Origin of the sequence: Treponema sp. OMZ 788 (genome assembly GCF_024181245.1) — a bacterium.
In the GTDB taxonomy this organism is placed as follows: domain Bacteria; phylum Spirochaetota; class Spirochaetia; order Treponematales; family Treponemataceae; genus Treponema_B.
The window spans coordinates 2,297,722-2,321,633 of record NZ_CP051199.1 but is presented as its reverse complement, the minus strand read 5'-3'; the positions used below and the strand labels follow the sequence as shown (position 1 = coordinate 2,321,633).

The window sequence follows — 23,912 nt, the reverse complement described above, 5'->3', positions numbered from 1 at the left end:
CTTTTTAGCAATTTTCTTTATAAAACTCGGCGAGGCTTTCATCCAAAGAGAGGTTTTCTTTTTTGATGTCTTTTAAAGTTCCGTCCAAAAGAATTTTTCCCTTGTCTATTAAAATTATGCGCTCGGTAATTGCTTCAATATCCTGCATATCGTGGGTGGTTAAAATAATTGTTGTTTTATTTTTTTTATTCAGTTCCGAAATAAATTTTCTTACCGTTAATTTTGAAAGAGCGTCAAGCCCGATTGTCGGCTCATCCAAAAAAAAGAATTTTTGGGCTGTGCAAAAGAGAGGCCGCAATTTCACACTTCATCCTTTGACCTAAGGAGAGTTGGCGGGCCGGAGTTTTTATAATTTCTTTTAAATCTAAAAGGCTTATCAATTCTTCCAAATTATTTTGAAAAAGATTTTGAGGCACGGAATAAATATCCTTTAAAAGCTCAAAGGAATCTATAACGGGAATGTCCCACCACAGTTGAGTTCTTTGGCCGAAAACTACGCCGATGTTTTTTACATATTCAACTCGTTTTTTCCATGGAACAAGACCTGCAATTTCGCAAGTGCCGGAGTCCGGTGTAAGAATACCGCAAAGAACTTTTATGGTAGAGCTCTTTCCTGCACCATTGGGGCCTATGTAACCTACGGTTTCTCCTTCATTAATCGTAAACGAAATATCGTTTAGGGCTTTTATATAATCATAGTCTCTTTTGAAGAGGGCCTTCGCTGCTTCTTTTAAGCCCTTATTTCTTTTTGAGACCTTGTATGTTTTGCAAATATTTTTGACCCTAATCATTCTTTTTTCCATAAAAATTTTTATTGGGGCGGTATTATATCATTTTGAAAAAACTTGTTCAATAGAAAATTCAAGTCTGATTTATTTTTTCCGAAACTCTAGTTATGAAAAAGCGGATTTTTTATATTTTAATTTTTGGTTTATCTTTTTTGTTTTTTTCATGTTTGAGTTTGTTTATAAGTCCTCCTCATTTAATCGAAAGCCGGGGCAGATGTTCGGCTGAGGATTTAACCGCCTTTTTTATGAGCCAAAATCCCAAGGCCGATAGGGCGAAGGTAAGGCGCCTTGCTAAATTTTATATAGAAGAGTCTGAGGCTGAAGGAATAAATTCGGATATTGCTTTTTCGCAAATGTGCTTGGAAACAGGTTTTTTACGCTTCGGAGGTTTGGTAAGCGAGGAGATGAATAATTTTTGCGGCCTTGGTTCAATCGGAGAAGGGAAAAAAGGAGAAAGTTTTCCAACCGAGAAAACGGGAGTTTTAGCCCATGTTCAGCACCTAAAGGCCTATGCTACATCCAAGCCTCTTGTCCGCCCTCTAGCCGATCCTCGGTATAAATATGTTAATCCTAAGGGAAAGGCTCCTACAATTTACGGGCTTGCCGGAACTTGGGCGGCAGACCCAAACTACGGCAAAAAACTTGAAAACATATTGAAAAGATTGTACAAATCGGTTTATTAACCGGAACTATTCAATGTATATACTCTTGTCAAGTTATATTATATAAAAACCTGCCTACAAACCTGAGTTTACAAAAAGCATAAAAGCTTGTATACTTAAAAACAAGAGTGTGAAAAATTTTATCTATGGAGGAACCATGATAGAAAACATAAGTACAAAAGAACAGTTTGAATCAAAATTTCTTAATGAAGAAAAAGAAATCTTAGTGCTTATCGAAACTAAAACCGGCGGGGCATTTAAATTTGGCGATATGTGGGCGCCGTCAAATCGTCCTTTAGCATTCATCGATCTTGCGGATAATTCACTTCATTCCGAATCTATACGCTTAGAGTGGCTTGTAGAAGATCGGGATTGGAAATATTATTTTAAACCTCAAACGGCCTTCCGGGTGAAAGTGCGCCCGCAAAAACCCGGTTCTTCTTCGAAATATAAACATCTTTTTATGCTCGTAGAAGTCTTAGAAGAGGGCGTGAAAGATAAAAGATTTGACAAAATTCTAAAAGAATATAATACCGAATTTATCTATGAAGATGAGGATTTTTATTTTGTTCTGAATAAAGAATATGACTGGTTCGAAGGTGCAATAAAGTATAAGGATGAAGATATTGACCTGAATGTAGAAACGGAAGATTTGGAAGAATTAAAAAATATTTTGAGTGCTTATAAAGCCGCAACAAAAAAATTTCGATGAGTGGCTAAACAGAATAAAAAAATTTGCAGCAGAACAGCTTACCGGCTTGGCAAATGATTGGCAGGAGAAGGAGACTCCCGAAATTACTAAAAAAGACTTCTTCGACCGGGTTGAACTTTCGAGTATTGTTCTCGAGCCAAAAAATAATTTTATTGTTTACCTGCATGATGATGATATGTTTTTCGGGCACATTATCTGTGTGTACGGAAATCTTGACGGAAAACTCGATAGTGCGAATATAGAAGGATAAAAAATGAAAACGATAACTGAAAATCTAACGGTAGAAGTCATTAAAAGTATGGGAGAAGAAATTGACCTTTATCGGCTTGCCGACCCGATGTGGTACACCGTAAATATTTACGGAACGCATGAAGCGTATTTAAAATCGGCTAAAGATTTTACTTTGGAGCAGCGTTACTTATTAGCCCTGCAGTGGTACGGGGCTGAAGTAGATAACGGCGGTCATCATCAATTTTTTTTCAACTCCACAGGTATTGTGTGGAAAGATGCCTTGGAAGGTTTTAAGCTTTTCGGTATCGATACCTTATACAAAAATTTTTTGGAAGTGATAGAATTTTTCGGCGGCTCAATTTCTTTTGATAGGAAAGACCGCTGGGATATGCTTTCAGAAGCGGAAGAGAAAGATGAAAAAGCTCTTAATGATTTTTTGGATGAGCATGATAGGTTCTATTATAATCACGATGAATTTGACGATAAACTGATAACCTACATTAAAAACAACCCCGAAAAATTTGTCTTCGTCGGCAGTTACGAGACAGATGAAGAGTAGAGAAGATCAGTAAATGATGAATTTATCTGCAGATAAAAAATTATTCTATCAACTAAGCGACCACACACAAAATGTTCCCGAAGGAGATGACGGTTGGATAGAGCAATTAAAACAAGAAAAAACAATTTGCGATTGTTGGAATATTATTAAGCATAAATCAATTGATGTATTTCTAAATGAAACAATAAAAAAAAGTTTTGCTCCGATAAGCTATGTAAGAGGTACATTTATTGGAATATTACGGGAAGACATTGTTTTATTACTCGGTTTGCAAAATATTGAGAATGTATATTATGCAGGAAAGGTTTATGATATAAATAAAGACTTATCCAAAGAATACATATCGGTAGTCCCAAAGGTCTCAACTTTTGTAAGAGGCGGTAAAGACTCAAACTGTAGAATATGTGATAAATGCGGAGCAGTTTTATATTTCCCTTTGCCTTTAAATAGTTGGTATCTTGTTGATAAGTCTATCCCAAATTCTATTTTATTTCCCAGTGCTTTAACAGGTATCATTGTAAATGATGAAATTTATCAGAAAGTTAAAAAATCCGGAATCAAAAGAATTGGATATGAAAAATTACCTGTATTACAAGAAGCTGTTGATGATTATGATAATTATTTTGAATAAATAAGAGAGACATGAATATTACTTAAATTAAGTTTTTTTATATCTTTAAATTATTTAATGGTTTTTTAGCAAAAGAATCAATAATAGACCGTTGGTAACAATGCTGCCGATAGTGTATCTGTTATATACCTCTGTCAAGTTACAAAACATAGTTTTTTAAAAAGGCTGCAAATACCCATAAGATACCTGCAATCAAAACAAGATAATTTTTTGGGATAGTGAAAGTTTCTTTTTTCATTTTAACCTCTTTTGAAAAAAGCCTATCTAATCAAGGGTTGCTTTTATATTAAAGATAATAAAATTTATTGAAGAATTCAATTGTAATCTTGTTTTCATCGGTAGATGTTTGATTTCAATCCATTTATTGAGTAAATTCTGTTTTATTTTTTATATTTGACAACTCCCATAATTTGCAATCTTCATTTTTTTTATCATTATAATTATCAATAATATTAATTGTCAATGATGCGATAGTGCTGCCCAATTCTGAATAAAGGGTTTTATCGCCTATTATGTAAAATTCTTCTTTTGCTCTAGTCGCTGCAACATTTACAATATTCGGGTCAGAAAAAGCCCATCTTGCCGCTCCTTTGCTGTTTGTATCGGCACCCAGTACAAAATAGACAATCTTTGCTTCTTTCCCTTGAAAAGTATGTACTGTTCCCACGTTAGCAGGTTTTTTGTTTTCGTCTGTAATAACGAAGTCTATTTCGCTTAATTTGCTAATTAGTCTATTCACGATATTTTTAAATGGAGTAATCACATAGATTTGATTTTTTAAATCTTGATTTTCTAATAACTTGTTTTTTATTAAGTCCACTAATTTATTGCCTTGCTCCTCGACATATTTATCTATTGCTATGCCTTTTACATCATACCAGACTGCCCTTCCTTTGGCTTTCTCATGATTCTTACCCTGAACCATTAAGCCATTGTATGCGATCGTATTTGAAATTGAAAACATTGGATAATTAGAACGTCTATGCACCCATAGCGGGATACCGATCCATTCTTCTTTATTTTTTTGAAATCCATATTTGCTTGCTCTATCCATCAAGGTCTGTGTAGAAGCTTTGTTTGAAACAAAAGTTTCATTAAGATTATTTTCAATATCATATAAATTTTTCGGGATATCTTTTTTTTCCCTGATATATCCGCTCATCGTTAAAAATAGTTTATCGGATATAAAATTTAAATTGCGATCAAATGAAAGGGATAAAGTAAATTTTGCTCCGTTTTTTAATTCTTCATTTGTATCTTTGATTTTATATATGTTTTTAAAAATAGTAATAACTTCCGAAAAATCAAAAATACCAAAATACATGATTAGACTTACTTCCCCTTGCTTTTCTTGACAAATGTTTTCTTTTTTAATAAAGGCATTCATTTCATCCAAAAAATAGGATTTCCAATCAAAGTCTGAATTTGAATATATTTTTTTTTCATCTATATTCTTATAATTTTTATCTATAGGTCTGATATCCCCTTCTGAAAATTGCTCTACTGCTATCCATGCATCGAGAATATTTGCTTTTTCATTCATAATGATTCCTTATAGTGTCAATAATTGCTGTCACTTTCAAATTATTCGTAGAGAAATTATCTTGTCTTTTACATTTTTGCTAATCCATATAAAACAGCTAAGCAAACCTATTTGGAGATCTCATAAAATGAATTTTTAGTAATAGTTTTTACAATTTATGAAGCCTTTTATTCACAAGTTCGGCAGCTTGTTTCGGGTTAGCCTTGCCGCCGGATTTTTTCATAACCTGTCCCATAAGCCAGCCTGCAACATTGGTTTTTCCGTTTTTCCAATCTTGAACGGCTTCGGTATTTTCAGCAAAAACTTCTTCTACGATTTTTTCGATAAAGGAAGAGTCGCTCACCTGTTCCATACCCTTTTCTGCTATTATGGCAGAAGGCTTTTTACCGGAGGCTATCATCTCGGCAAAAACATCCTTTGCCTGCTTGCTTGTTATTTTTCCTTCTTCAATAACATTTACAAGTTCTGCTATAGCACAGGGACCGAATTTTAAATCGGAGAGAGAAGAGTTTGTTTCGTTTAAAACAGCCAAAACTTCAGCCAAAATCCAGTTGGCGCATTTTTTGGGAGAAGAAGATTTTTTTGCCGCCTCTTCAAACCATTCCGCCAAATCTCTTTCCGAGGTAAGGGTTTGAACATCGAATTCCGACAAGTGATATTCTTTTTTAAACCTAAGCCGTTTTGCTTCCGGTAATTCTCCGACCGAATCGCTCACCCTTTTGATAAACTCATCACTCAATTCCAAGGCTCTTAAATCCGGTTCGGGCATAAAGCGGTAGTCTTCGGCTATTGTTTTTGTACGCTGAATTACAGTCTGCCCTGAAGGTTCGTCCCAGCCCATGGTTCGTTTAAAGCCCGGCTTAAAAGCAATTCGGTTCTCGCTCGTGTATTCATCCAATTGGCGGGAAACCTCATAGGTGCAGGCATCCTTTACAGCCTTAAAGGAGTTCATATTTTTTATTTCCGAAATAGGAGTTCTAAACTCTACGCCGTTGTCGATGATTTTTAAGTTTATGTTTGCATCGCAGCGCAGGGCTCCTTCTTCCATGTTTCCGTCAGTAACGCCGACGAATTTTAAAATCTCTCTTATTGTCTGCATGTAGCGGGCAGCTTCATCGGGAGTTGACATATCGGGCTTTGAAACAATTTCGATTAGAGGAACTCCTGATCGGTTAAAATCGATGTAGCTGTGAGAACCTTCTATATGAAGACTCTTACCGACATCTTCCTCCAAGTGAATGCGCTCAATTCTCACTTTCTTAAATTTAGGCTCCTCATTTTGAGCGGCGAGGTTAATTTCGACTTCGCCTTCTTCGCATAGAGGTGTGTAAAATTGAGTTATCTGATAGCCCTTTACAAGGTCGGGATAAAAATAATGTTTCCTGTCGAACTTGGAAAAATTATTTATCCTGCAGCCGAGGGCGTGTCCTGCCTTAATTCCGAACTCTACATATTCCTTGCTTACTCTGGGAAGAGCTCCGGGTAAACCGAGACAGCAGGGACAGACCCTCGTGTTTGGAATTCCGCCGTAACGGTTTTCGCAAGAACAAAAAGCCTTTGTTTTGGTTAAAAGCTGGCAGTGTATTTCGCAGCCGATAATTATTTCGTATTCTAAATTGCCGTGTTTAAGCATGATCTTCCTCCCAGGCCTTTGCAAGTTTTAAGATGTTCTCTTCCGAAAATTTCTTTCCGCAAAACTGAATGCCTACCGGAAGTCCCGCTTTTGTTTTTCCTGCCGGAACCGAAAGGGACGGAATGCGGGCAAGGTTTACAAATGTTGTAAAAAGGTCCGAAAGGTACATAGCGATAGGATCATCTACTTTTTCGTTAAGTTTAAAGGCCGGAGCCGGAGCTGTCGGACAGATTATAAAGTCGTATTTTTGTAAAACTTCATTTACGCCTTGAGCTATTTTTGCCCTTACATTTAAGCTTTTTTCGTAACAGTCGCCTGAAAATTCTTTTGAAAGAACATAGTTGCCGGTTATAATGCGTCTTTTAACCTCAGGGCCGAAGCCTTCGCTTCTTGTTTGAATATAAAGCTCGTCATTTCCCTTACCTGCATCTTTGCGGAGGCCGAACCTTATGCCGTCTATGCGCGAGAGATTGCTTGCTCCCTCCGAGATTGCAAGGGTATAATAGGTAGGAATTGAGGCTTCCAAAACAGGAATGGAAACTTCTTCAAGCTTTGCCCCATTCTTGGTAAGCCATGCACATACTTCATCAAAGACTTGTTTGACTTCCTTATCCAAGCCTTCCGTATTTAAAAATTCTTTGGGAATTGCAAATTTTAATGAGGCGATTTCTTTTTTTGAATAGGCAGAAAGATTTAATAATGAAGAAAAATCGGCTTCTTCCGAAGTTTCGTCATTTTCGTCCTTGCCTGCCATGACGGCTATGCCGAGGGCTATGTCGGCGGCTTCTTTTCCGAAAAGGCCTACTTGGTCTAAGGAAGAACTGAAGGCTACTACCCCGTACCTGCTGAAAAGTCCGTAGGTCGGTTTAAGGCCGTAAATTCCGCAATATGAAGCCGGAAGCCGAACCGAGCCTCCCGTTTCCGTTCCGAGAGAAAAAGGTGCCTGATTTCCTGCAACTACGGCAGCCGAGCCGCCTGAGCTTCCGCCCGGAGTTCTTTCCCTGTCAACGGGATTTCTTGACGGGCCGTAACATGAAAATTCAGTTGAAGAACCCATTGCGAGTTCATCCATATTTATTCTTCCCATTAAAACGGCTCCTGCCTCTACCAATCGGTCAATTACCGTTGCATTATATGGAGCATAATAGCCTTGCAATGAGCGGCTGCAGCAGGTGCAAAGTTTTCCGGCCATTGAGATATTATCTTTTACCGCAATCGGGAGACCTAAAAGCGGTTTTTTATCAAAGGAAACACCTTGAGCAATGAGTTCATCAGCCTTCTTTGCGTGTTCTTCTGCATCTTCAAAAAATTCGACAAACCCATTTAAAGGAAGGCTGTTTTTTAGGTCGCTCTCGTATTCTTCTTTAAAAGCTCTAAGGATTTCGAGCGAGGATAGTTCTTTATTCTTTAATTTTTCTCTTAATTGCGTAAATGTTAAATTCGTGATCATAAACAACTCCTAAGCCCCTGAACCCAAAACCTTTGGAACTCTAAAATAATTGTCCATATATTCCGAAGTCATTTTTTTTAAGTCTTGTTGAGTAAGACCTTCTTTTACCTCATTGGAGCGTAATGTTGATTCATCGTGTTTTGCATACATTGACGAATCCAAGTTACTGTCGGCAAATTTATCCAAGATTTCAAAATAACCTACCAAGTTGTTTACCTGTCCCGCTAAGCGGGCTTCTTCCTGTTCACCTAAAGAAAGGCGTGAAAGATATAAAAGGGTCGAAAATACCTCTTTTGATATTTTATTACTGTTCTTTTCCATAAGTAGGGGCATAATATCACAAATACAAAAGGATGTTAAGTAGTCAAAATATGAGCTTAAAAAACTGCAAATTTATCTGCAAAAATATATAAAAAATCGTAAAAAAGCACTTGACAAAAGTTTTAGAATGGGATATATTCCCTCTCACCGTCGGTTACGGCGGTGAGCTTTGAAAATGGTAGAAAATACCAGAAAAGTTTTGAAGAGTTTACCTTTTAACGAAGAATAAAACTCTTTAGTCTTTCAAGTTTTAACACTTACAAAAAGATTAAAAAAAATAAAAAAACTTTTAAAAAGCTCTTGACAAAAAGTGAGAAAATAATGTATACTCCTTTTTGCTCGCTGCATAGCTTTTTAAAGCCCTGCAAGCGAATGATGTTTGAAACTAAGAGGGAAGGGAAAGAACAAAAATAGCCAAAGCGTAAAGCTTTTGGTAAGGAAAGTATCAAAAACCGATAGAGGTTAGCTGATTAACTTCTATCAAATTCCTTAACAATAATATGTAAGGGACAAACTTAATATTAAAATCAACCGCTCTTTAAGGGCGGATTGAAATAATAATGATGGAGAGTTTGATCCTGGCTCAGAACGAACGCTGGCGGCGCGTCTTAAGCATGCAAGTCGAACGGTAAGGGAGAGCTTGCTCTCCCCTAGAGTGGCGGACTGGTGAGTAACGCGTGGGTGACCTGCCCTGAAGATGGGGATAGCTAGTAGAAATATTAGATAATACCGAATGTGCTCATTTACATAAAGGTAAATGAGGAAAGGAGCTACGGCTCCGCTTCAGGATGGGCCCGCGTCCCATTAGCTAGTTGGTGAGGTAAAGGCCCACCAAGGCAACGATGGGTATCCGGCCTGAGAGGGTGAACGGACACATTGGGACTGAGATACGGCCCAAACTCCTACGGGAGGCAGCAGCTAAGAATCTTCCGCAATGGACGAAAGTCTGACGGAGCGACGCCGTGTGAATGAAGAAGGCCGAAAGGTTGTAAAATTCTTTTGCAGATGAAGAATAACCACAGGAGGGAATGCCTGTGAGATGACGGTAGTCATGCGAATAAGCCCCGGCTAATTACGTGCCAGCAGCCGCGGTAACACGTAAGGGGCGAGCGTTGTTCGGAATTATTGGGCGTAAAGGGTATGTAGGCGGTTAGGTAAGCCTGGTGTGAAATCTACGAGCTCAACTCGTAAACTGCATTGGGTACTGCTTGACTTGAATCACGGAGGGGAAACCGGAATTCCAAGTGTAGGGGTGGAATCTGTAGATATTTGGAAGAACACCGGTGGCGAAGGCGGGTTTCTGGCCGATGATTGACGCTGATATACGAAGGTGCGGGGAGCAAACAGGATTAGATACCCTGGTAGTCCGCACAGTAAACGATGTACACTAGGTGTCGGGGCAAGAGCTTCGGTGCCGACGCAAACGCATTAAGTGTACCGCCTGGGAAGTATGCCCGCAAGGGTGAAACTCAAAGGAATTGACGGGGGCCCACACAAGCGGTGGAGCATGTGGTTTAATTCGATGATACGCGAGAAACCTTACCTGGGTTTGACATCAAGAGCAATGACATAGAGATATGGCAGCGTAGCAATACGGCTCTTGACAGGTGCTGCATGGCTGTCGTCAGCTCGTGCCGTGAGGTGTTGGGTTAAGTCCCGCAACGAGCGCAACCCCTACTGCCAGTTACTAACAGGTAATGCTGAGGACTCTGGCGGAACTGCCGATGACAAATCGGAGGAAGGTGGGGATGACGTCAAGTCATCATGGCCCTTACGTCCAGGGCTACACACGTGCTACAATGGTTGCTACAAATCGAAGCGACACCGCGAGGTCAAGCAAAACGCAAAAAAGCAATCGTAGTCCGGATTGAAGTCTGAAACTCGACTTCATGAAGTTGGAATCGCTAGTAATCGCACATCAGCACGGTGCGGTGAATACGTTCCTGGGCCTTGTACACACCGCCCGTCACACCATCCGAGTCGAGGGTACCCGAAGTCGCTAGTCTAACCCGTAAGGGAGGACGGTGCCGAAGGTACGTTTGGTAAGGAGGGTGAAGTCGTAACAAGGTAGCCGTACCGGAAGGTGCGGCTGGATCACCTCCTTTCTATGAGAAAGGGCTTTTGAAGGTTACTTTTAACCTTCTATTCAAGTCTTGAAGTACACAAGACAACCGATACTTCCTTTTCGTTCTTTCCTGAAACTCTTTTTTATAAAATAAAAAACTGAGGGGATATAGCTCAGCTGGCTAGAGCGGCGGCTTTGCAAGCCGTAGGTCAGGGGTTCGAATCCCCTTATCTCCATAAAGCACCTTGTTTAACGACAAGGTTTTTATTCGCCCAATCGCTAAGAAAAGGCGAACAGATATTTGACATAACTAGGGAAGGGAACGAAGGCGTTTAAAAGTTTTAAGACTTTTAGGCGTAAAAGAAAAATAAAAAAATACAAAACTTCTTTTTGAAAAGAGTAAGAAAGAAGGGACAATAATATGGTCAAGCGAATATAGGTTTATGGCGAATGCCTATGGAGCTAAGAGGCGAAGAAGGCCGTGGTAAGCTGCGAAAAGTTCCGTGTAGGAGCACACATCCTGTGATACGGAAATAGCCGAATGGGGTAACCCGTCAGTAGTGATACTGACATTACACTCTTGAATAAAATAGAGAGGTAAAGCGATACTGAGTGAACTGAACCATCTAAGTAACTCAAGGAAAAGAAATCAAGTAAGAGATTCCGAAAGTAGCGGCGAGCGAAATTGGAGGAGCCTAAACCCTTTAAGGGTGTTGTAGGGCTGCATCGGCGTAGGACCGACAAGTTACAAATTCGATTTATAGCAGAAAGGTTTTGGGAAAGCCTGGCGAAGAGGGTGAAACCCCCGTAAGTGAAATAAATCGGACTTGTTGATGCAGTACCTGAGTACGGCGGGGCACGAGAAACCCTGTCGGAAACCGGGTCGACCACGATCCAAGGCTAAATACTACTTAGCTACCGATAGTGAACAAGTACCGTGAGGGAAAGGTGAAAAGAACCCCAGTAAGGGGAGTGAAATAGAACCTGAAACCGTAAACCAACAAGATGTTACAGCCCGAAAGGGTGGTAGCGTGCCTTTTGTAGAATGAGCCTGCGAGTTACGATATGCAGCGAGGTTAAGGAATAGAGTTCCGGAGCCTAAGGGAAACCGAGTCTTAATAGGGCGAATAGTTGCATGTCGTAGACCCGAAGCCGGAGTGATCTAGTCATGAGCAGGTTGAAGCAGCGGTAAAACGCTGTGGAGGACCGAACTATAATCTGTTAAAAAAGGTATGGATGACTTGTGACTAGGAGTGAAAGGCTAATCAAACCCGGAAATAGCTGGTTCTCCCCGAAATGCCTTTAGGGACAGCCTCATACAAAATTATCGGAGGTAAAGCACTAGTTGGACTAGGGGGCGTCAAAGCCTACCAAACCCAGTTAAACTCTGAATGCCGATAATCAACGTATGGGAGTGAGACTGCGTGCGCTAAGGTTCGTAGTCAAAAGGGAAACAGCCCAGACCGTCAGCTAAGGTCCCCAAATACTGCTTGAGTGTGAAATGAAGTGTGGATACAAAGACAGCCAGGAGGTTGGCTTAGAAGCAGCAATTCCTTTAAAGAGTGCGTAACAGCTCACTGGTCGAGTGTCCATGCGCAGATAATGTAACGGGGCTAAGCAGTATACCGAAGCTACGGGTCTTACGCGATTTAATGTGTAAGGCGGTAGGGGAGCATTCCATTAACTGATGAAGGAATACCCGCGAGGGATTCTGGAGGAGATGGAAGAGAGAATGCAGGTATAAGTAACGAAAAGGGAGGTGAGATCCCTCCCCGCCGAAAATCTAAGGTTTCCTGGGTAAAGGTAATCTCCCCAGGGTAAGTCGGCCCCTAAGGCGAGGACGAAGGTCGTAGTCGATGGGAAATCGGTTCATATTCCGATACCTTTTATAATTTCGATGGCAGGACGCATGAGGTGAAACCCGGTAAGCTAACGGATGCCGGTCAAAGTAAGCGAGCCGTTAAAAAGGATGATAGGCAAATCCGTCGTCCAAGGTAAGCTGCGACAGCGAGGGACACTACGGTGGAACGAAGCGGGCGTAATCAAGGTGCCGGGAAATACTGTCTAAGGCTAGGTTATAAAAGACCGTACCGTAAACCGACACAGGTAGATGGGATGAGAAATCTAAGGCGCTCGAGAGAACTCGCGTTAAGGAATTCGGCAAAATGCACACGTAACTTCGGAAAAAGTGTGACCTCCTTTTTTTAAAATGTGGAGGTGGCAGAAAGCAGGCCCAGGCGACTGTTTATCAAAAACACAGCCATCTGCGAACCAGCAATGGGACGTATAGGTGGTGACACCTGCCCGGTGCCGGAAGGTTAAGAGGAGAGGTTAACAGCAATGTGAAGCTTTGAATTGAAGCCCCGGTAAACGGCGGCCGTAACTATAACGGTCCTAAGGTAGCGAAATTCCTTGTCGGGTAGTTCCGACCCGCACGAATGGTGTAACGATTCTGGGCACTGTCTCAACGCGAGACTCGGTGAAATTTATATACCGGTAAAGAAGCCGGTTACCCATAGTTAGACGGAAAGACCCCGTGAACCTTCACCGCAACTTATTATTGGGACTTGGTTTATCATGTGTAGAATAGGTGGGAGGCTATGAAGCTTGACCGTTAGGTTGGGTGGAGCCGAAATGTGAAATACCACCCTTGATAAATCAGGTTTCTAACCGCTGTCCGTGAAACCGGAAGCGGGACAGTGATAGGCAGGCGGTTTGACTGGGGCGGTCGCCTCCTAAAGAGTAACGGAGGTGCGCGAAGGTCTCCTCACGCCGGTTGGAAATCGGCGCAGCGAGTGTAAAGGCACAAGGAGGCTTAACTGCGAGAGTGACAGCTCGAGCAGATACGAAAGTAGGTCTTAATGATCTGGCGGTAGCGAGTGGAAGCGCCGTCACTTAACGGATAAAAGGTACTCCGGGGATAACAGGCTGATATTCCCCAAGAGTTCACATCGACGGGAATGTTTGGCACCTCGATGTCGGCTCATCGCATCCTGGGGCTGAAGCAGGTCCCAAGGGTTTGGCTGTTCGCCAATTAAAGCGGTACGTGAGCTGGGTTCAGAACGTCGCGAGACAGTTCGGTCCCTATCTGCTATGGGCGTTGGATACGTGAGAGGAGCTGTTTTTAGTACGAGAGGACCGAAATGGACGAACCTCTGGTGTACCGGTTATCCTGCCAAGGGTAATTGCCGGGTAGCTAAGTTCGGAAGGGATAACCGCTGAAGGCATCTAAGTGGGAAGCCCGCCTCAAGACTACGTATCCCTGAGGGTTTAACCCTCCTAAAGACTCCTTGCACACTACAAGGTTGATAGGTTGGAGGTCTAAGCACAGTAATGTGTTCAGCCGACCAATACTAATAAGTCGTGAGGCTTGACCATATTATTGTTTCTTTTTTCAAACTTTATAATGTTCTTTCTTCGTTCTCATTCTTAGTACACTTAAAACTATCAAAGTTTTAAGTCCTTATTTTGTTTATTATTGCCAGGTGGCCATAGTGGAGAGGTAATACCCGTTCCCATCCCGAACACGGAAGTCAAGCTCTCTTACGCCGATGATACTGCTGATCAAGTGGGAAAGTAGGATGCTGCCTGGCTTTTTTTTATCCTCAATATTTAACTTCTCCTTGCTTTATTTACTAAAAAATGTTAGTATGTCTCGAATGAGGGTGTTTAAATTGACGGTTTCCGGAACTATTTATATTTTATTTTCGATTCTTTTGTTGACGGCAGCCGGTATCAGAGGCGAACTGTTTGCTATTGTTTGCGGTGTTTGCCTATGCCTTTATTTTACTCTCTCTTTAATTTTTATTGAGCTTTCCGTTCTATTATGGAAAAAAGCGGACTCATCAATAGAATTAAAAAACGATAGTATTTATATTCTTCCATTAGAAAACCGAAAGCACAAGAAACTTTTCCCGATTGTTTTGCCGGGCGTTCATGTATTTTATCGCTTTGAATTTTTTTCTGATATAAATAACAGAAAAAGTAGAAGATTGCAGTTTAGTATTAAGCTTAAAAGGAATTCTGTTCATTTTCCTCTTCCAAAAAAAGATCGAGGACGATTTTTTTTGGAGAAAGAATATATTGAAATTTCAGATCTTGCAGGGTTCTTGTCATTCAAGTTATTAAAAAAGGAAAAGTCGATACCGCAAATTTTTATTTATCCTGAAATTACCGAAATAAAAAATTTTGAGCTGCCTGAAATTTTAAATGAGACTTCGGCTCACACCATAAATTTAAGACGCACCGATGAGCTTTATGATTCGCGTCCGTATTTTCCGGGTGATGATATAAGAAAAATTAATTGGAAACTTTATGCCCACACTCAGGAGCTTAATATAAAGCAGGGAGACTTTATTCCTCCTCCGAGAATTTTTTTTACACTCTATGTTGAAAGTCCCATTGTAAATAAAGATATTGAATTTTATAAAAAGAAATTTGATGATCTTATTAATTTTAGTGCATCGGCAGCATTTTATTTACACCAAAAAGGAATAAGTTTTAATATCCGTTTTTATGACCGCGAAAAAAATTCTTATGAAACGGCAACTGTTTATCCTGATGACAGAGATGCCGAAGAATTTATAAAGCGAATTTTTTCGATTCCTCAAATTAGAATTCGAAAACAATTAAATAAAGCTGAACCTAAATTAAAAAAGAATTTTTTTATTGATGATGAAAATAAAAAAACTTGCTTACTATATTTTCTTATGCCTGTAAAATCAAGCAATAGTATTCTCGATAAGCTTTTTGGAATCTTTGAAGATCATAAAAATGAATGTGCTTTTTATACCGGACTTGAAACAGCTATTAAAGAACCTCAAAGCCGTTTATCTTCTTTTTTGTTTTATACATATTCTCAAAAAAAATATAACCGCCTATCAAAAGAGATGAATGAAAAGATTGAGTTGATAAAAAATGAATTAAGAAATGGAGGATTTTATGCTTACTCGATATAGGCTGAATTTTATTTTGCGTGTAATTTCGCTGGTAATGTTAAGCAGTATTCCTTCATTATATTTTTTTGAAATTTTATCTTCGTTTGTGCTTCCGGTATGGGCAGTTATTTTAATTTTTTTGTGTTACCAATTTCAAAAAAGGCGGATAAAAATATCTGCCTTTATTATTTTGTCTTTTATAATTATCGGTCTTTTTTTGCGTTTTGTGTTAATTTTATTAAAAAATTTTTCAACCCCGCTGTTTGATGTTTTATATCTGCGGTTGGGGGTTATACTTCCGTTTTTAATAATTGAAGCAGTGTTTATTGTGATATCTACCGTTTTATTTTTTCAAAAAGAAAAATACAGGCAATATGAACCTATAATTTTATTTAGTATATTTGCTCTTTTCTTTTTTGGGCAGGGAAATTTTTCGATGTCGGCTTTTGAACATCCGATATATGCAGTTTTGTTTTCTCTTAGCTTTTCTGTATTAGAGCTGACTCGTATTTTTTTATCTTTTAATTTTGAAAAAAAAGTTTTTACATTCTTTTTGTTTTTTTTACCGTTTTTTGCTTTTATAATGTTTTTTATATTAAAGAATTATAATGAGGCTGCATCGGTTAATCATGGCGGCTTATTGCAGCCGACTCTTTTTCGGTTTGATTTTTCGGATTATTTAAAACTGCAAAGTGAAATTAAAATGAGTGATGATCTTGTTTTAGTTGCTCATTTTGATAAAGATTTTTCTCACAATATGTTGAGGAGAATGTATCTTTCAGGTTGGGATGCTGCAAAAGGTTTTTATGAAAAAAAAGCTCCATCCGAAAAGCCTCAGATTACAGCCTTGCCTAAGGGACAAAAAGATATTTTGCATAGGGCCTTTTCTATGCGTGAAAAAGTTTCACAAGAATATTTTTTTGTAAATCTTTCACCTTCCTCTTTTATAGCGATGGATTATCCGGTTCAGGTTATTCCTTATGAGATTTGGAATAGTTCAAAATTTAACGGAGGATATAAGGTGTTCAGTGATGCAATATTTGATTTTGCATCGGATCTTTACGGCGAGACATTTCCATCAGGGAATGAAGATGAAGGTTTGTCTAAAGAAGATTTAGCTTTTTATACTAAAATTGATGCCGAAACTTTTGAGCTTGTACATAAAACGGCTGAAAAAATAACGGAAGACATACCCGGGTATTTGGATAAAATTCTTGCCCTTCAATTTTATTTTAAGGATGGCGATTTTCGTTATTCGCTAAAACCGGGACGAGCTTCTGATGGAGATCAATTAAAATATTTTTTGACGGAATCAAAAAAAGGATATTGCTCTTACTTTGCATTTTCATATGCACTTATGCTTAGAAGTATCGGGATACCTTCCAGAGTTGCCGTAGGTTTTTTTGTCCAGCCGGAATCGGAGCTTATGAATTATTATCCGGTTCGGGCAAATATGGCACATGCCTGGGTTGAAGTTTTTTTTCCATTTATAGGCTGGGTAAGTTTTGATTCTACGACTTCACAACTTGCCGAGGGAGAAAATATTAACTTTGGAATGAATGCCGGAGGAGAAGAATTTAATTCTCTTTTAAGTGAAATTTTGGAAAACCGCAGTGAAATTAAACTGACGGCAGTTACTGAAAATGAAGATGAGGTTTTAAGTATAAGTAATTATATAAAACAATTTTTTCAAGAGAATATATCTTTCTTAAGATTTATTATAATTTTTCTTTTGGTTTTGATATTTACTTTTTATAAGATGCAGCCTTATCTTGTATTAAAATTTTCTAAAAATAATAGAAGATTGGTGCTGACGGCAGGTAAGCTGTTTAAGAAAAAAACACGGAGCGATGAGGAGAAAAAACAAATGAAAGCACTTATCCAAAAAGCAAAGTTTGCACCGGAATGTACACAAGAAGATGCAACGGCTGCAAAGGCTCTTTTAAAAAATAAAACAAAAAAAATAATTTCCTTATTGTTTTTTTGCCTTATAGCGTGTTTTGTATTTGCTGAAAATGCTGAAAGTATTTTTGCTGAGGCAGAAAAAGCTGCGGAAGCCGAAAATTGGGAACTGGCCTTATCTCTTTTGCAGGATGGAATAAAAAAATATCCTCGAAGCGACAGTCTCTTTTTAAAGTTGGGAGAAATTTATCATGATAAAGAATTATATAAGCCGGCGTATAAAGTTTTAAAAAAAGGTTTGGAAATTAATCCTGAAAACAGCAGTATTTTATTTTATCTTTTCAGTTGCGCGTCTTCTTTAAATAAATATGAAGAAGCTCTTATGTATATAACAAAATATTTGAGGTTTATTCCTGATGACCGTTTTGCAGCATCCAGTTACGGCTGGTTATGTTATAAGTGCCACAGACCTGAAGACGGAATAAATTTTTTGTTGGATAATATAGAGCGTTACGGAGATGACATATCTGTTTATAACTCACTTGGAACATTATACAATGAAATTTTTGATTATGAAAAATCTAAAGAGTTTTATACAAAGGCCATAAAGGGAGCAGAGCAAGGTGATAGAGGATATTCCGGATCCGTTTATTATTATAATAAGGCTATTTTAGAAAGTCAGTTTTATCAATTTGATAATGCAATAGAGGATGCAGAGTCTGCGGTACGTATGGATGAGCATACCTCCGGTTATATGATATTGGGAGAACTTGAAGAAAGAAGAAATAATTTTTCGCAAGCCCTTGCTGCATATCTTTCTGTCGCTGCCGATGATGATACTCCTCTTTCAGCATTAAGTATTGTAAATTTATTTTTGGAAACAGGGCATATTGAAAAAGCTGAACAATATATGTTAAATAATCTTCAAAATATCAGCGAAGCATGGATTTCAAATTACGGCTTGAGTGTAAACGGATTTAAAGCTAATCTTTACGACATAAAAAAATCGTTATACATACGGAAATATAATTTTGAAAAAACCAGACTAAAATCTGGTTTTTTAGATTGGATAAAAAGTTTAGGAGATAAAATAAACTATAGATTAAAACATAAATATTATGATTCGGTTTTCCGATTATACTCTTTAAAGGTTGCAAAAGAATATCAGGAAAGCGATAGAGGAAATTTAATCAGCAATACAAATACTCTTTATACGAATACTTATTATTATTATGCTTTTAGAGGAAAGGGGAAAAAAGCTTTAAAATATCTTAAAAAGGCAGAATCTATAGAGACTATGTTTATTCCGCAAAGTGTAGGAGCTTATATGGCCGATCGGGGAATTATTGAGTCGGATTTAAAACTCCTTAATGAGGGTCTTTCAAAAATGGATTCCGAGTGGGAAAAAAACAGTCTTACCGATTTATATGCCGAAGGATGCAAAATTTCAAAGAAAAGCGGTTCGCATCTTTGTTATGGCTATTTGGAATCTCTTTTTGCTTCTAATCCTGCCGGATTTTTGGAGCATGACATAAAACTACCGGTCGAAATAATTGTGAATATCGGTAAAAATGAAAATACAAGCCTTAATGAAACAAAAATAAAGAAACTTATATTGTCATCCCGTTTTAGCGAAGCAAAAAATCCCAAATTTACTCTCAATCTGAAGTACTCGGATAAAATTCTCTCTTTTAATTTAACCGATAAAAATGGGTATAGTCTTTATATTAAAAATATTCCGATTCAAAACTTAGATAAAAAACAGATTAAAAATTCCATAAATATTTTTGTAAAAGAAGTTTTTACTTTTAAACTATAAAACCTTCTGATATAGACAAAAATATATTTTCGATTATACTGTTTGTTATGAATACAAAAGATATAATAGATGAGCTTAGCAGAAATATCGGCTTAGTAGTAAAAGGAAAAGATGAGGTTATACGCCTTTTTGTTGCAGCTTTTCTGACAGGCGGCCATGTTCTCATAGATGATGTTCCAGGGGTCGGAAAAACAACAATGGTAAAAGCCCTAGCTAAATTAATAAAAAAAGACTACGGCGATCCTGCCGAGTTTAAAAGAATTCAATGTACTCCGGACTTACTTCCATATGATATTACCGGTGTTGATGTTTTTAATGCACAAACTCAAAGTTTTGAATTTATAGAAGGTCCTGTGTTTTGCGATATTTTTTTGGCTGACGAATTAAACAGAACTCCTCCCAAGGTGCAATCCGCCCTTCTTGAAGTTATGGAAGAAAAACAGGTTACTGTAGGAAGACAAACTTACAGGCTGCCCGATATTTTTTTTACGGCTGCCACTCAAAACCCTGTGGAAACGGTGGGAACCTACCCCCTGCCTCCCGCTCAGCTTGACCGCTTTATGCTTTCTGTTTCGATAGGTTATCCTAATGAGGATGCATCTCTTGAAATACTTCGAGGTAATCCGGGGGTAAAGACTCTTTCAAAACTTTATCCTATCATCAGTACAGGCGATATAATGACTTCCCGAGAAGAACAAGAAAGAGTTTATTGTCACACGGCATTGCAAAAAGCTATAATTGATATTTGCAATAGAACACGCGAACATTCCGATATTGAACTAGGAGCTTCTCCAAGAGCTTCCTTGCAATTTTTGCATCTTGCAAAAACTATGGCTCTGGCAAACGGACGGAATTGGGTTGAAGATAAGGATATTGAAACGATAGCTCCTTATGTTCTTGCTCATAGATGTATTTTTAAAAATAGAAAAGTTAATGCAAAAGAATCTATTGCAGAAATTACAAAATCCGTTTTGATAAAAATGGATAAAGAAACGGACTGGTCTAAAGAATCATAAATAAAACTGATGATATGAAAATTTTATTTAAAAAGGATAGACATATTCTAAGGCCGGCCGCGGAATAATTTCTATATTGTCTACTATGATTAAAGGTTCAAAGCTGCCTTCATATTCTGTTTTAGAAATTGTGCCTGTAACACGGACCCAATCGTCTTCTTGCGGCTCTTCTGTTTTTGTCCATTGAGCTACAAGACCGGCCGGCTGCATATCTGCTGCACAGCAAACCATCAACATTCTTCCTATTGCAAATTCGTTTTCACTTAAAACTTCAGGGTTTTTCCAAACGGCACCTTCGATTTTTATCTTCTTATCCAGCCATGAATCCAAATTTAAATAAAGCTCAGGCAGCCAGCGTCCGAAAGTTTCATTATCCATAACTACAAAACCGTCTTCCAATTCCAAAAGCCGGCTTGGTCTAAAATTGAAATTAGGGCCGGTTTCTTCTTTTTGCTTTTGAAATGAAAGAATATCTCCGTTAAATGCAAGAGAGTCCGCAGTTAATGTTTTGTAAGGAATAAAAATTGCAAATAAAATCGGCATTAAAAAAATTATCAGATACAAGGGATTTTTTCTTTTTGCATGAGTGTGATGGGGAACACAAAAAGCATCCCTCATTGTAATAATTGCTATAATAAAAAACACAATAGCCGAAAAAATAATTATACCTGTATGGCGTACATGAACATACAGGAGAGCTTTTTTTGAAGCTACCGCATAAATAAACACAAGAGAGGTTGCTAACAATAATAGGGAACATATAATTTTTTCGATAAAAATATCTAAAAGTAATTTTTTCATATCCTACCTACTCATTTTTTATAAAAATATAAATCCCATTGCACTTATAAAAATTATATTCATAATAGTTATTATTATAGCCAGCTCTATTACAAATCGTTTTTTAAAAATAGATAAAAGCATGAAGATATTTTTTATATCCATCATTGGTCCATATACAAGAAATCCCATAATTGAAAATAGAGAAAAGCTCCCATAAAAACTGCGGGCAATAAATGCATCCGATGTGGAACATGCAGAAAACACAAAGGCAAAAAGCATCATAATCAAGATGCTGCTTAAAGAGTGTGATTCGTTAAAATTTATAAAAAAATTATTCGGCACTCCGGCTCGTATAAAAGAGGTTACCATTGCTCCCAATATTAAATAAGGTCCGACATTAAAAAATTCCGTACCGCTGTGCAAAAACATTTCTTTTAATTTTTGTATAAACGATTTTTGATCTTGTGAAGAACCGGAAGAGCATCCGCAGCTGCCGCAAGAGCATAAATGATTATTGTCTATTTCTTCTTTTAAATACTCGTTTTTTGGATAGAACAAAAGCAATATGCCGATGGCTGCGGCTGTTACTATACCAAAGATTACCCTATATAGAGCTGTCATGGGGTTTTCAGGAAAGGCGTATAGTGTCGCCATTATCGAAATAGGGTTTAAAATAGGAGCTGCGAGCATAAATGTTACTGCGATAGGCATGGCAACTCCTTTTTTTACAAGCCCCGAAAGAACCGGTACCGAAGCACATTCGCATACCGGAAAAACAAGGCCTCCTAACAAGGCGGTTAAAAATCCTAGACCGTGTTTATTAGGGAACACTTTTACAACAAAATTATCAGAAATAAAAATATGCAAAATTGAAGATATAAGTATCCCCAAAAGCATAAAAGGAAAAGCTTGCAAGAGGATGCTTAAAAAAATCGTATTTGTTGTGCTTATAAAACCGGACATTGTTAATAATACTGTGATACCAATTTTATGATATATAACTCAACATAGTCCTTTAAAGCCTTTCTGTCTTTTATCTTTAAAAGGCCTGGAGAGTCCAGCAGTGTTTTTGCCAGTCCTTTAACTCTGTCCGTGGTAAAGCTTGAAACCGAAAGAGTTTTATTTATTCCGCGTAAATAATCTCTGATTAAAGCATTTACATCTTCTGTCAGGTTTTCTCTTGCAGGATGGCTTAGCGTATTATTCCATTCATTCAGATTTTTTTCGAGGGCCTGATCTATTGTCATTCCTTCAGGAATAAATTCTATACTGATTTTTTCTGCGGCATCTTTTAATTTTTGTTTCGGTTTTTTATGGACAGTTTCCTTTTTTTCTGCTTGCACAGGCTGAGGTGTTTTTTTCTTGCGTTTAAAAAAAAGCAATGATTGCAGAAATTATAGGGATGGTATACCAAAATGGAAGAAGAATCTTGGTATCGCTTAAAATCTCATGCCTATTGAGCATTAAAATTTCGTTATACGCTGCAGGCTTACCGGCTGGAAAAAATTCTGTTGATTTCCATAGCTTGGATCTCGTTTAAGCGAGGATCTGCAATTATTGATAAAATAAACGAAGCATTTAAAAGTCCGTGCAGGTTAGGTGCCGAACGGGCGGTGATTTCTTTTAATAAATCGTTGAAAGCTGAATCGTGCTTCATTGAGTCATCTTGCTCGAAATTTATTAACATCTCATGCCATTTTTTTATACATAGTTCCCTAACCGGTTTTCTCGCTTCATTTATTAGCGATATTAAAAGCGGTACAACTTTTTCGGTAAGCAAATAAAACCTATCATTTGAAGAATTTGTAAATGTAAGAATATCCGGGATTATATATTTTTCGGAAGAGCTTGTTTTTTCCTTCATAAAATTCTGCAAGGTTTCTTCAGTATATTGTCCAAGCAGAGGCACTCCTCTTGAATCTGTAAATTCAGTGATTTGCTTCATTGTAAAATAATAAGGAGATTTTTGAAAAGCAAGAAGGAGGTTTTTTAAAGCTGTGTCCGTTTGAATATCTTTTTGGGCCCTGTTTCGGTAGTAGTTATTTAAATATTCGAGAATGCCTGCTGCTTGTAATAAGGCAATTTCATCCGGAAGCTTTTCATTCTTTTTGGCAAATTCCTGTTTTATAAAGGCACACAGCTGTCCCCACAATATATAATTATCGCCCGATTCTTTAACATTTTGAAAGCTGTTAACACTGTGAGCCATGGTTTTTGCGATAAATGTTTTAACTGTAAATTCTTTGCCTGGATTGGCAACCATGAGCCTTTTTTGCATATAATCTCTGCTTTCATCCTTTGATAAGAAAAGCTTAATCTTATCTAGGGCTAAACCTAAAAGTTTTTCGGTTTTGTAAGAGCCTGGAAAGATAAGGGCGGGGATATCGCCGTTATAGTTTAAGGTATATAAAAAAGAATTTTCGCGTGATTCGGGATTGAGCTCGGCTATATCGTCTGAAACATTTATTGCCTTTAACAATTTTCCCGGAAAATTTCTTGGCAGATCCGATAAAAGCGGAAAAGGAATATCCGGATGCTGTTCAATATTTGCATACTGACGGGATATATTATCTACATGAAAATATGGAACAAAGATGAGAGTAGTGTTGGATTTATCGGTTGTTATTATTATATCTCCCTCATCTTGTATTTTTTTTAGTTCATTTAAAAGGGTATCAAGAGAAATTTCAAGGTGAACAGCCAGTTCCGGTTTTTGCTGTAAAAAATGCCGTGCATAACGTTGGAGATAATCTTGAAAAGGCTGAAGGGTCACTTGAGCACTGTCTCTGCGTAAAGAGAACATTCGCAGAAGGTGCAGTAAATCCGTATAAATAGTCATCTTAGTATTATACACAATATT

At 38.0% G+C, this 23,912-nt stretch carries 14 protein-coding genes, 1 tRNA gene, 3 rRNA genes and 2 pseudogenes; 12 read left to right on the top strand and 8 right to left on the bottom strand.

Annotated features, from left to right (window positions below):
- Window positions 1-4: 4 nt before the first annotated feature.
- Window positions 5-791: pseudogene (locus tag E4O00_RS11550) on the bottom strand (ATP-binding cassette domain-containing protein).
- A 104-nt stretch (window positions 792-895) separates the two neighbouring features.
- Between E4O00_RS11550 and E4O00_RS11545 the strand changes: the two are divergent.
- From E4O00_RS11545 to E4O00_RS11525, 5 genes are all read left to right on the top strand, one after another.
- Entirely contained in the window at window positions 896-1,471 is a 576-nt protein-coding gene (locus E4O00_RS11545) for a glucosaminidase domain-containing protein (protein WP_253677506.1), read from the top strand.
- A gap of 136 nt (window positions 1,472-1,607) precedes the next feature.
- Window positions 1,608-2,162 (top strand): DUF2262 domain-containing protein, encoded by a 555-nt coding sequence (locus E4O00_RS11540; RefSeq protein WP_253677505.1) that lies wholly within the window; start codon window positions 1,608-1,610, stop codon window positions 2,160-2,162.
- A complete protein-coding gene (locus E4O00_RS11535) occupies window positions 2,128-2,412 on the top strand; it encodes a DUF2262 domain-containing protein (RefSeq protein WP_253677504.1) in 285 nt (94 codons plus the stop codon). The genes E4O00_RS11540 and E4O00_RS11535 overlap by 35 nt, the downstream gene beginning before the upstream one ends.
- Window positions 2,413-2,415: 3 nt before the next feature.
- Entirely contained in the window at window positions 2,416-2,952 is a 537-nt protein-coding gene (locus tag E4O00_RS11530; RefSeq protein WP_253677503.1) for a DMP19 family protein, read from the top strand.
- Window positions 2,953-2,965: 13 nt separating this feature from the next.
- Window positions 2,966-3,583, top strand: a complete 618-nt coding sequence (locus E4O00_RS11525; RefSeq protein WP_253677502.1) for a hypothetical protein — start codon at window positions 2,966-2,968, stop codon at window positions 3,581-3,583.
- A 361-nt stretch (window positions 3,584-3,944) separates the two neighbouring features.
- On the opposite strand, the gene E4O00_RS11520 is transcribed toward E4O00_RS11525, so the two are convergent.
- From E4O00_RS11520 to gatC, 4 genes are all read right to left on the bottom strand, one after another.
- A complete protein-coding gene (locus tag E4O00_RS11520; RefSeq protein ID WP_253677501.1) occupies window positions 3,945-5,126 on the bottom strand; it encodes a DEAD/DEAH box helicase in 1,182 nt (393 codons plus the stop codon).
- Window positions 5,127-5,274: 148 nt separating this feature from the next.
- Window positions 5,275-6,759, bottom strand: a complete 1,485-nt coding sequence (gatB, locus tag E4O00_RS11515; protein WP_253677500.1) for an Asp-tRNA(Asn)/Glu-tRNA(Gln) amidotransferase subunit GatB — start codon at window positions 6,757-6,759, stop codon at window positions 5,275-5,277.
- The gene (gene gatA / locus E4O00_RS11510) at window positions 6,752-8,209 is read right to left on the bottom strand and encodes an Asp-tRNA(Asn)/Glu-tRNA(Gln) amidotransferase subunit GatA (RefSeq protein ID WP_253677499.1); all 1,458 of its coding nucleotides are present in this window, start codon (window positions 8,207-8,209) and stop codon (window positions 6,752-6,754) included. The genes gatB and gatA overlap by 8 nt, the downstream gene beginning before the upstream one ends.
- A 9-nt stretch (window positions 8,210-8,218) precedes the next feature.
- Window positions 8,219-8,530 carry an Asp-tRNA(Asn)/Glu-tRNA(Gln) amidotransferase subunit GatC gene (gene gatC / locus E4O00_RS11505; protein WP_253677498.1) on the bottom strand — a complete coding sequence of 104 codons (312 nt, stop codon included), beginning with the start codon at window positions 8,528-8,530 and terminating at the stop codon, window positions 8,219-8,221.
- A 560-nt stretch (window positions 8,531-9,090) separates the two neighbouring features.
- Here gatC and E4O00_RS11500 point away from each other — a divergent pair.
- The 7 genes from E4O00_RS11500 to E4O00_RS11470 all read left to right on the top strand — a co-directional run bounded on the left by E4O00_RS11500 (window position 9,091) and on the right by E4O00_RS11470 (window position 20,269).
- Window positions 9,091-10,635: ribosomal RNA gene (locus E4O00_RS11500) — 16S ribosomal RNA — on the top strand.
- Window positions 10,636-10,757: 122 nt separating this feature from the next.
- A tRNA-Ala gene (locus tag E4O00_RS11495) sits at window positions 10,758-10,831 on the top strand.
- 187 nt (window positions 10,832-11,018) lie between these two features.
- A 23S ribosomal RNA gene (locus E4O00_RS11490) occupies window positions 11,019-13,973 on the top strand.
- A gap of 103 nt (window positions 13,974-14,076) precedes the next feature.
- Window positions 14,077-14,188, top strand: a 5S ribosomal RNA gene (gene rrf / locus E4O00_RS11485).
- Together the 16S, 23S and 5S rRNA genes with 1 tRNA gene alongside form the textbook arrangement of a ribosomal RNA operon.
- 66 nt (window positions 14,189-14,254) lie before the next feature.
- On the top strand, window positions 14,255-15,553 hold the full coding sequence (locus tag E4O00_RS11480) for a DUF58 domain-containing protein (protein ID WP_253677497.1): 1,299 nt from the start codon (window positions 14,255-14,257) through the stop codon (window positions 15,551-15,553).
- Window positions 15,537-19,253 (top strand): transglutaminase domain-containing protein, encoded by a 3,717-nt coding sequence (locus tag E4O00_RS11475; RefSeq protein ID WP_253677496.1) that lies wholly within the window; start codon window positions 15,537-15,539, stop codon window positions 19,251-19,253. Before E4O00_RS11480 ends, E4O00_RS11475 begins: the two co-directional genes overlap by 17 nt.
- Before the next feature lie 47 nt (window positions 19,254-19,300).
- Window positions 19,301-20,269 (top strand): AAA family ATPase, encoded by a 969-nt coding sequence (locus tag E4O00_RS11470; protein ID WP_253677495.1) that lies wholly within the window; start codon window positions 19,301-19,303, stop codon window positions 20,267-20,269.
- A gap of 27 nt (window positions 20,270-20,296) precedes the next feature.
- On the opposite strand, the gene E4O00_RS11465 is transcribed toward E4O00_RS11470, so the two are convergent.
- The 3 genes and pseudogenes from E4O00_RS11465 to E4O00_RS11450 all read right to left on the bottom strand — a co-directional run bounded on the left by E4O00_RS11465 (window position 20,297) and on the right by E4O00_RS11450 (window position 23,891).
- The gene (locus E4O00_RS11465) at window positions 20,297-21,070 is read right to left on the bottom strand and encodes a TIGR03943 family putative permease subunit (protein WP_253677494.1); all 774 of its coding nucleotides are present in this window, start codon (window positions 21,068-21,070) and stop codon (window positions 20,297-20,299) included.
- Between the two features lie 18 nt (window positions 21,071-21,088).
- Window positions 21,089-22,015, bottom strand: coding sequence for a permease (locus E4O00_RS11460; RefSeq protein WP_253723067.1), 927 nt, complete (start codon window positions 22,013-22,015; stop codon window positions 21,089-21,091).
- Between the two features lie 2 nt (window positions 22,016-22,017).
- Window positions 22,018-23,891, bottom strand: a pseudogene (locus E4O00_RS11450) (hypothetical protein).
- Window positions 23,892-23,912: the final 21 nt, after the last annotated feature.

Excerpts from the sequence above, each read along its gene's own strand:
- E4O00_RS11545 (WP_253677506.1), top strand. The coding sequence starts at position 896 with ATGAAAAAGCGGATTTTTTATATTTTAATTTTTGGTTTATCTTTTTTG.
- E4O00_RS11540 (WP_253677505.1), top strand. The coding sequence starts at position 1,608 with ATGATAGAAAACATAAGTACAAAAGAACAGTTTGAATCAAAATTTCTT.
- E4O00_RS11530 (WP_253677503.1), top strand. The coding sequence starts at position 2,416 with ATGAAAACGATAACTGAAAATCTAACGGTAGAAGTCATTAAAAGTATG.
- E4O00_RS11525 (WP_253677502.1), top strand. The coding sequence starts at position 2,966 with ATGATGAATTTATCTGCAGATAAAAAATTATTCTATCAACTAAGCGAC.
- E4O00_RS11520 (WP_253677501.1), bottom strand. The coding sequence starts at position 5,126 with ATGAATGAAAAAGCAAATATTCTCGATGCATGGATAGCAGTAGAGCAA.
- gatB (WP_253677500.1), bottom strand. The coding sequence starts at position 6,759 with ATGCTTAAACACGGCAATTTAGAATACGAAATAATTATCGGCTGCGAA.
- gatA (WP_253677499.1), bottom strand. The coding sequence starts at position 8,209 with ATGATCACGAATTTAACATTTACGCAATTAAGAGAAAAATTAAAGAAT.
- gatC (WP_253677498.1), bottom strand. The coding sequence starts at position 8,530 with ATGGAAAAGAACAGTAATAAAATATCAAAAGAGGTATTTTCGACCCTT.
- E4O00_RS11480 (WP_253677497.1), top strand. The coding sequence starts at position 14,255 with ATGAGGGTGTTTAAATTGACGGTTTCCGGAACTATTTATATTTTATTT.
- E4O00_RS11475 (WP_253677496.1), top strand. The coding sequence starts at position 15,537 with ATGCTTACTCGATATAGGCTGAATTTTATTTTGCGTGTAATTTCGCTG.
- E4O00_RS11470 (WP_253677495.1), top strand. The coding sequence starts at position 19,301 with ATGAATACAAAAGATATAATAGATGAGCTTAGCAGAAATATCGGCTTA.
- E4O00_RS11465 (WP_253677494.1), bottom strand. The coding sequence starts at position 21,070 with ATGAAAAAATTACTTTTAGATATTTTTATCGAAAAAATTATATGTTCC.
- E4O00_RS11460 (WP_253723067.1), bottom strand. The coding sequence starts at position 22,015 with ATGTCCGGTTTTATAAGCACAACAAATACGATTTTTTTAAGCATCCTC.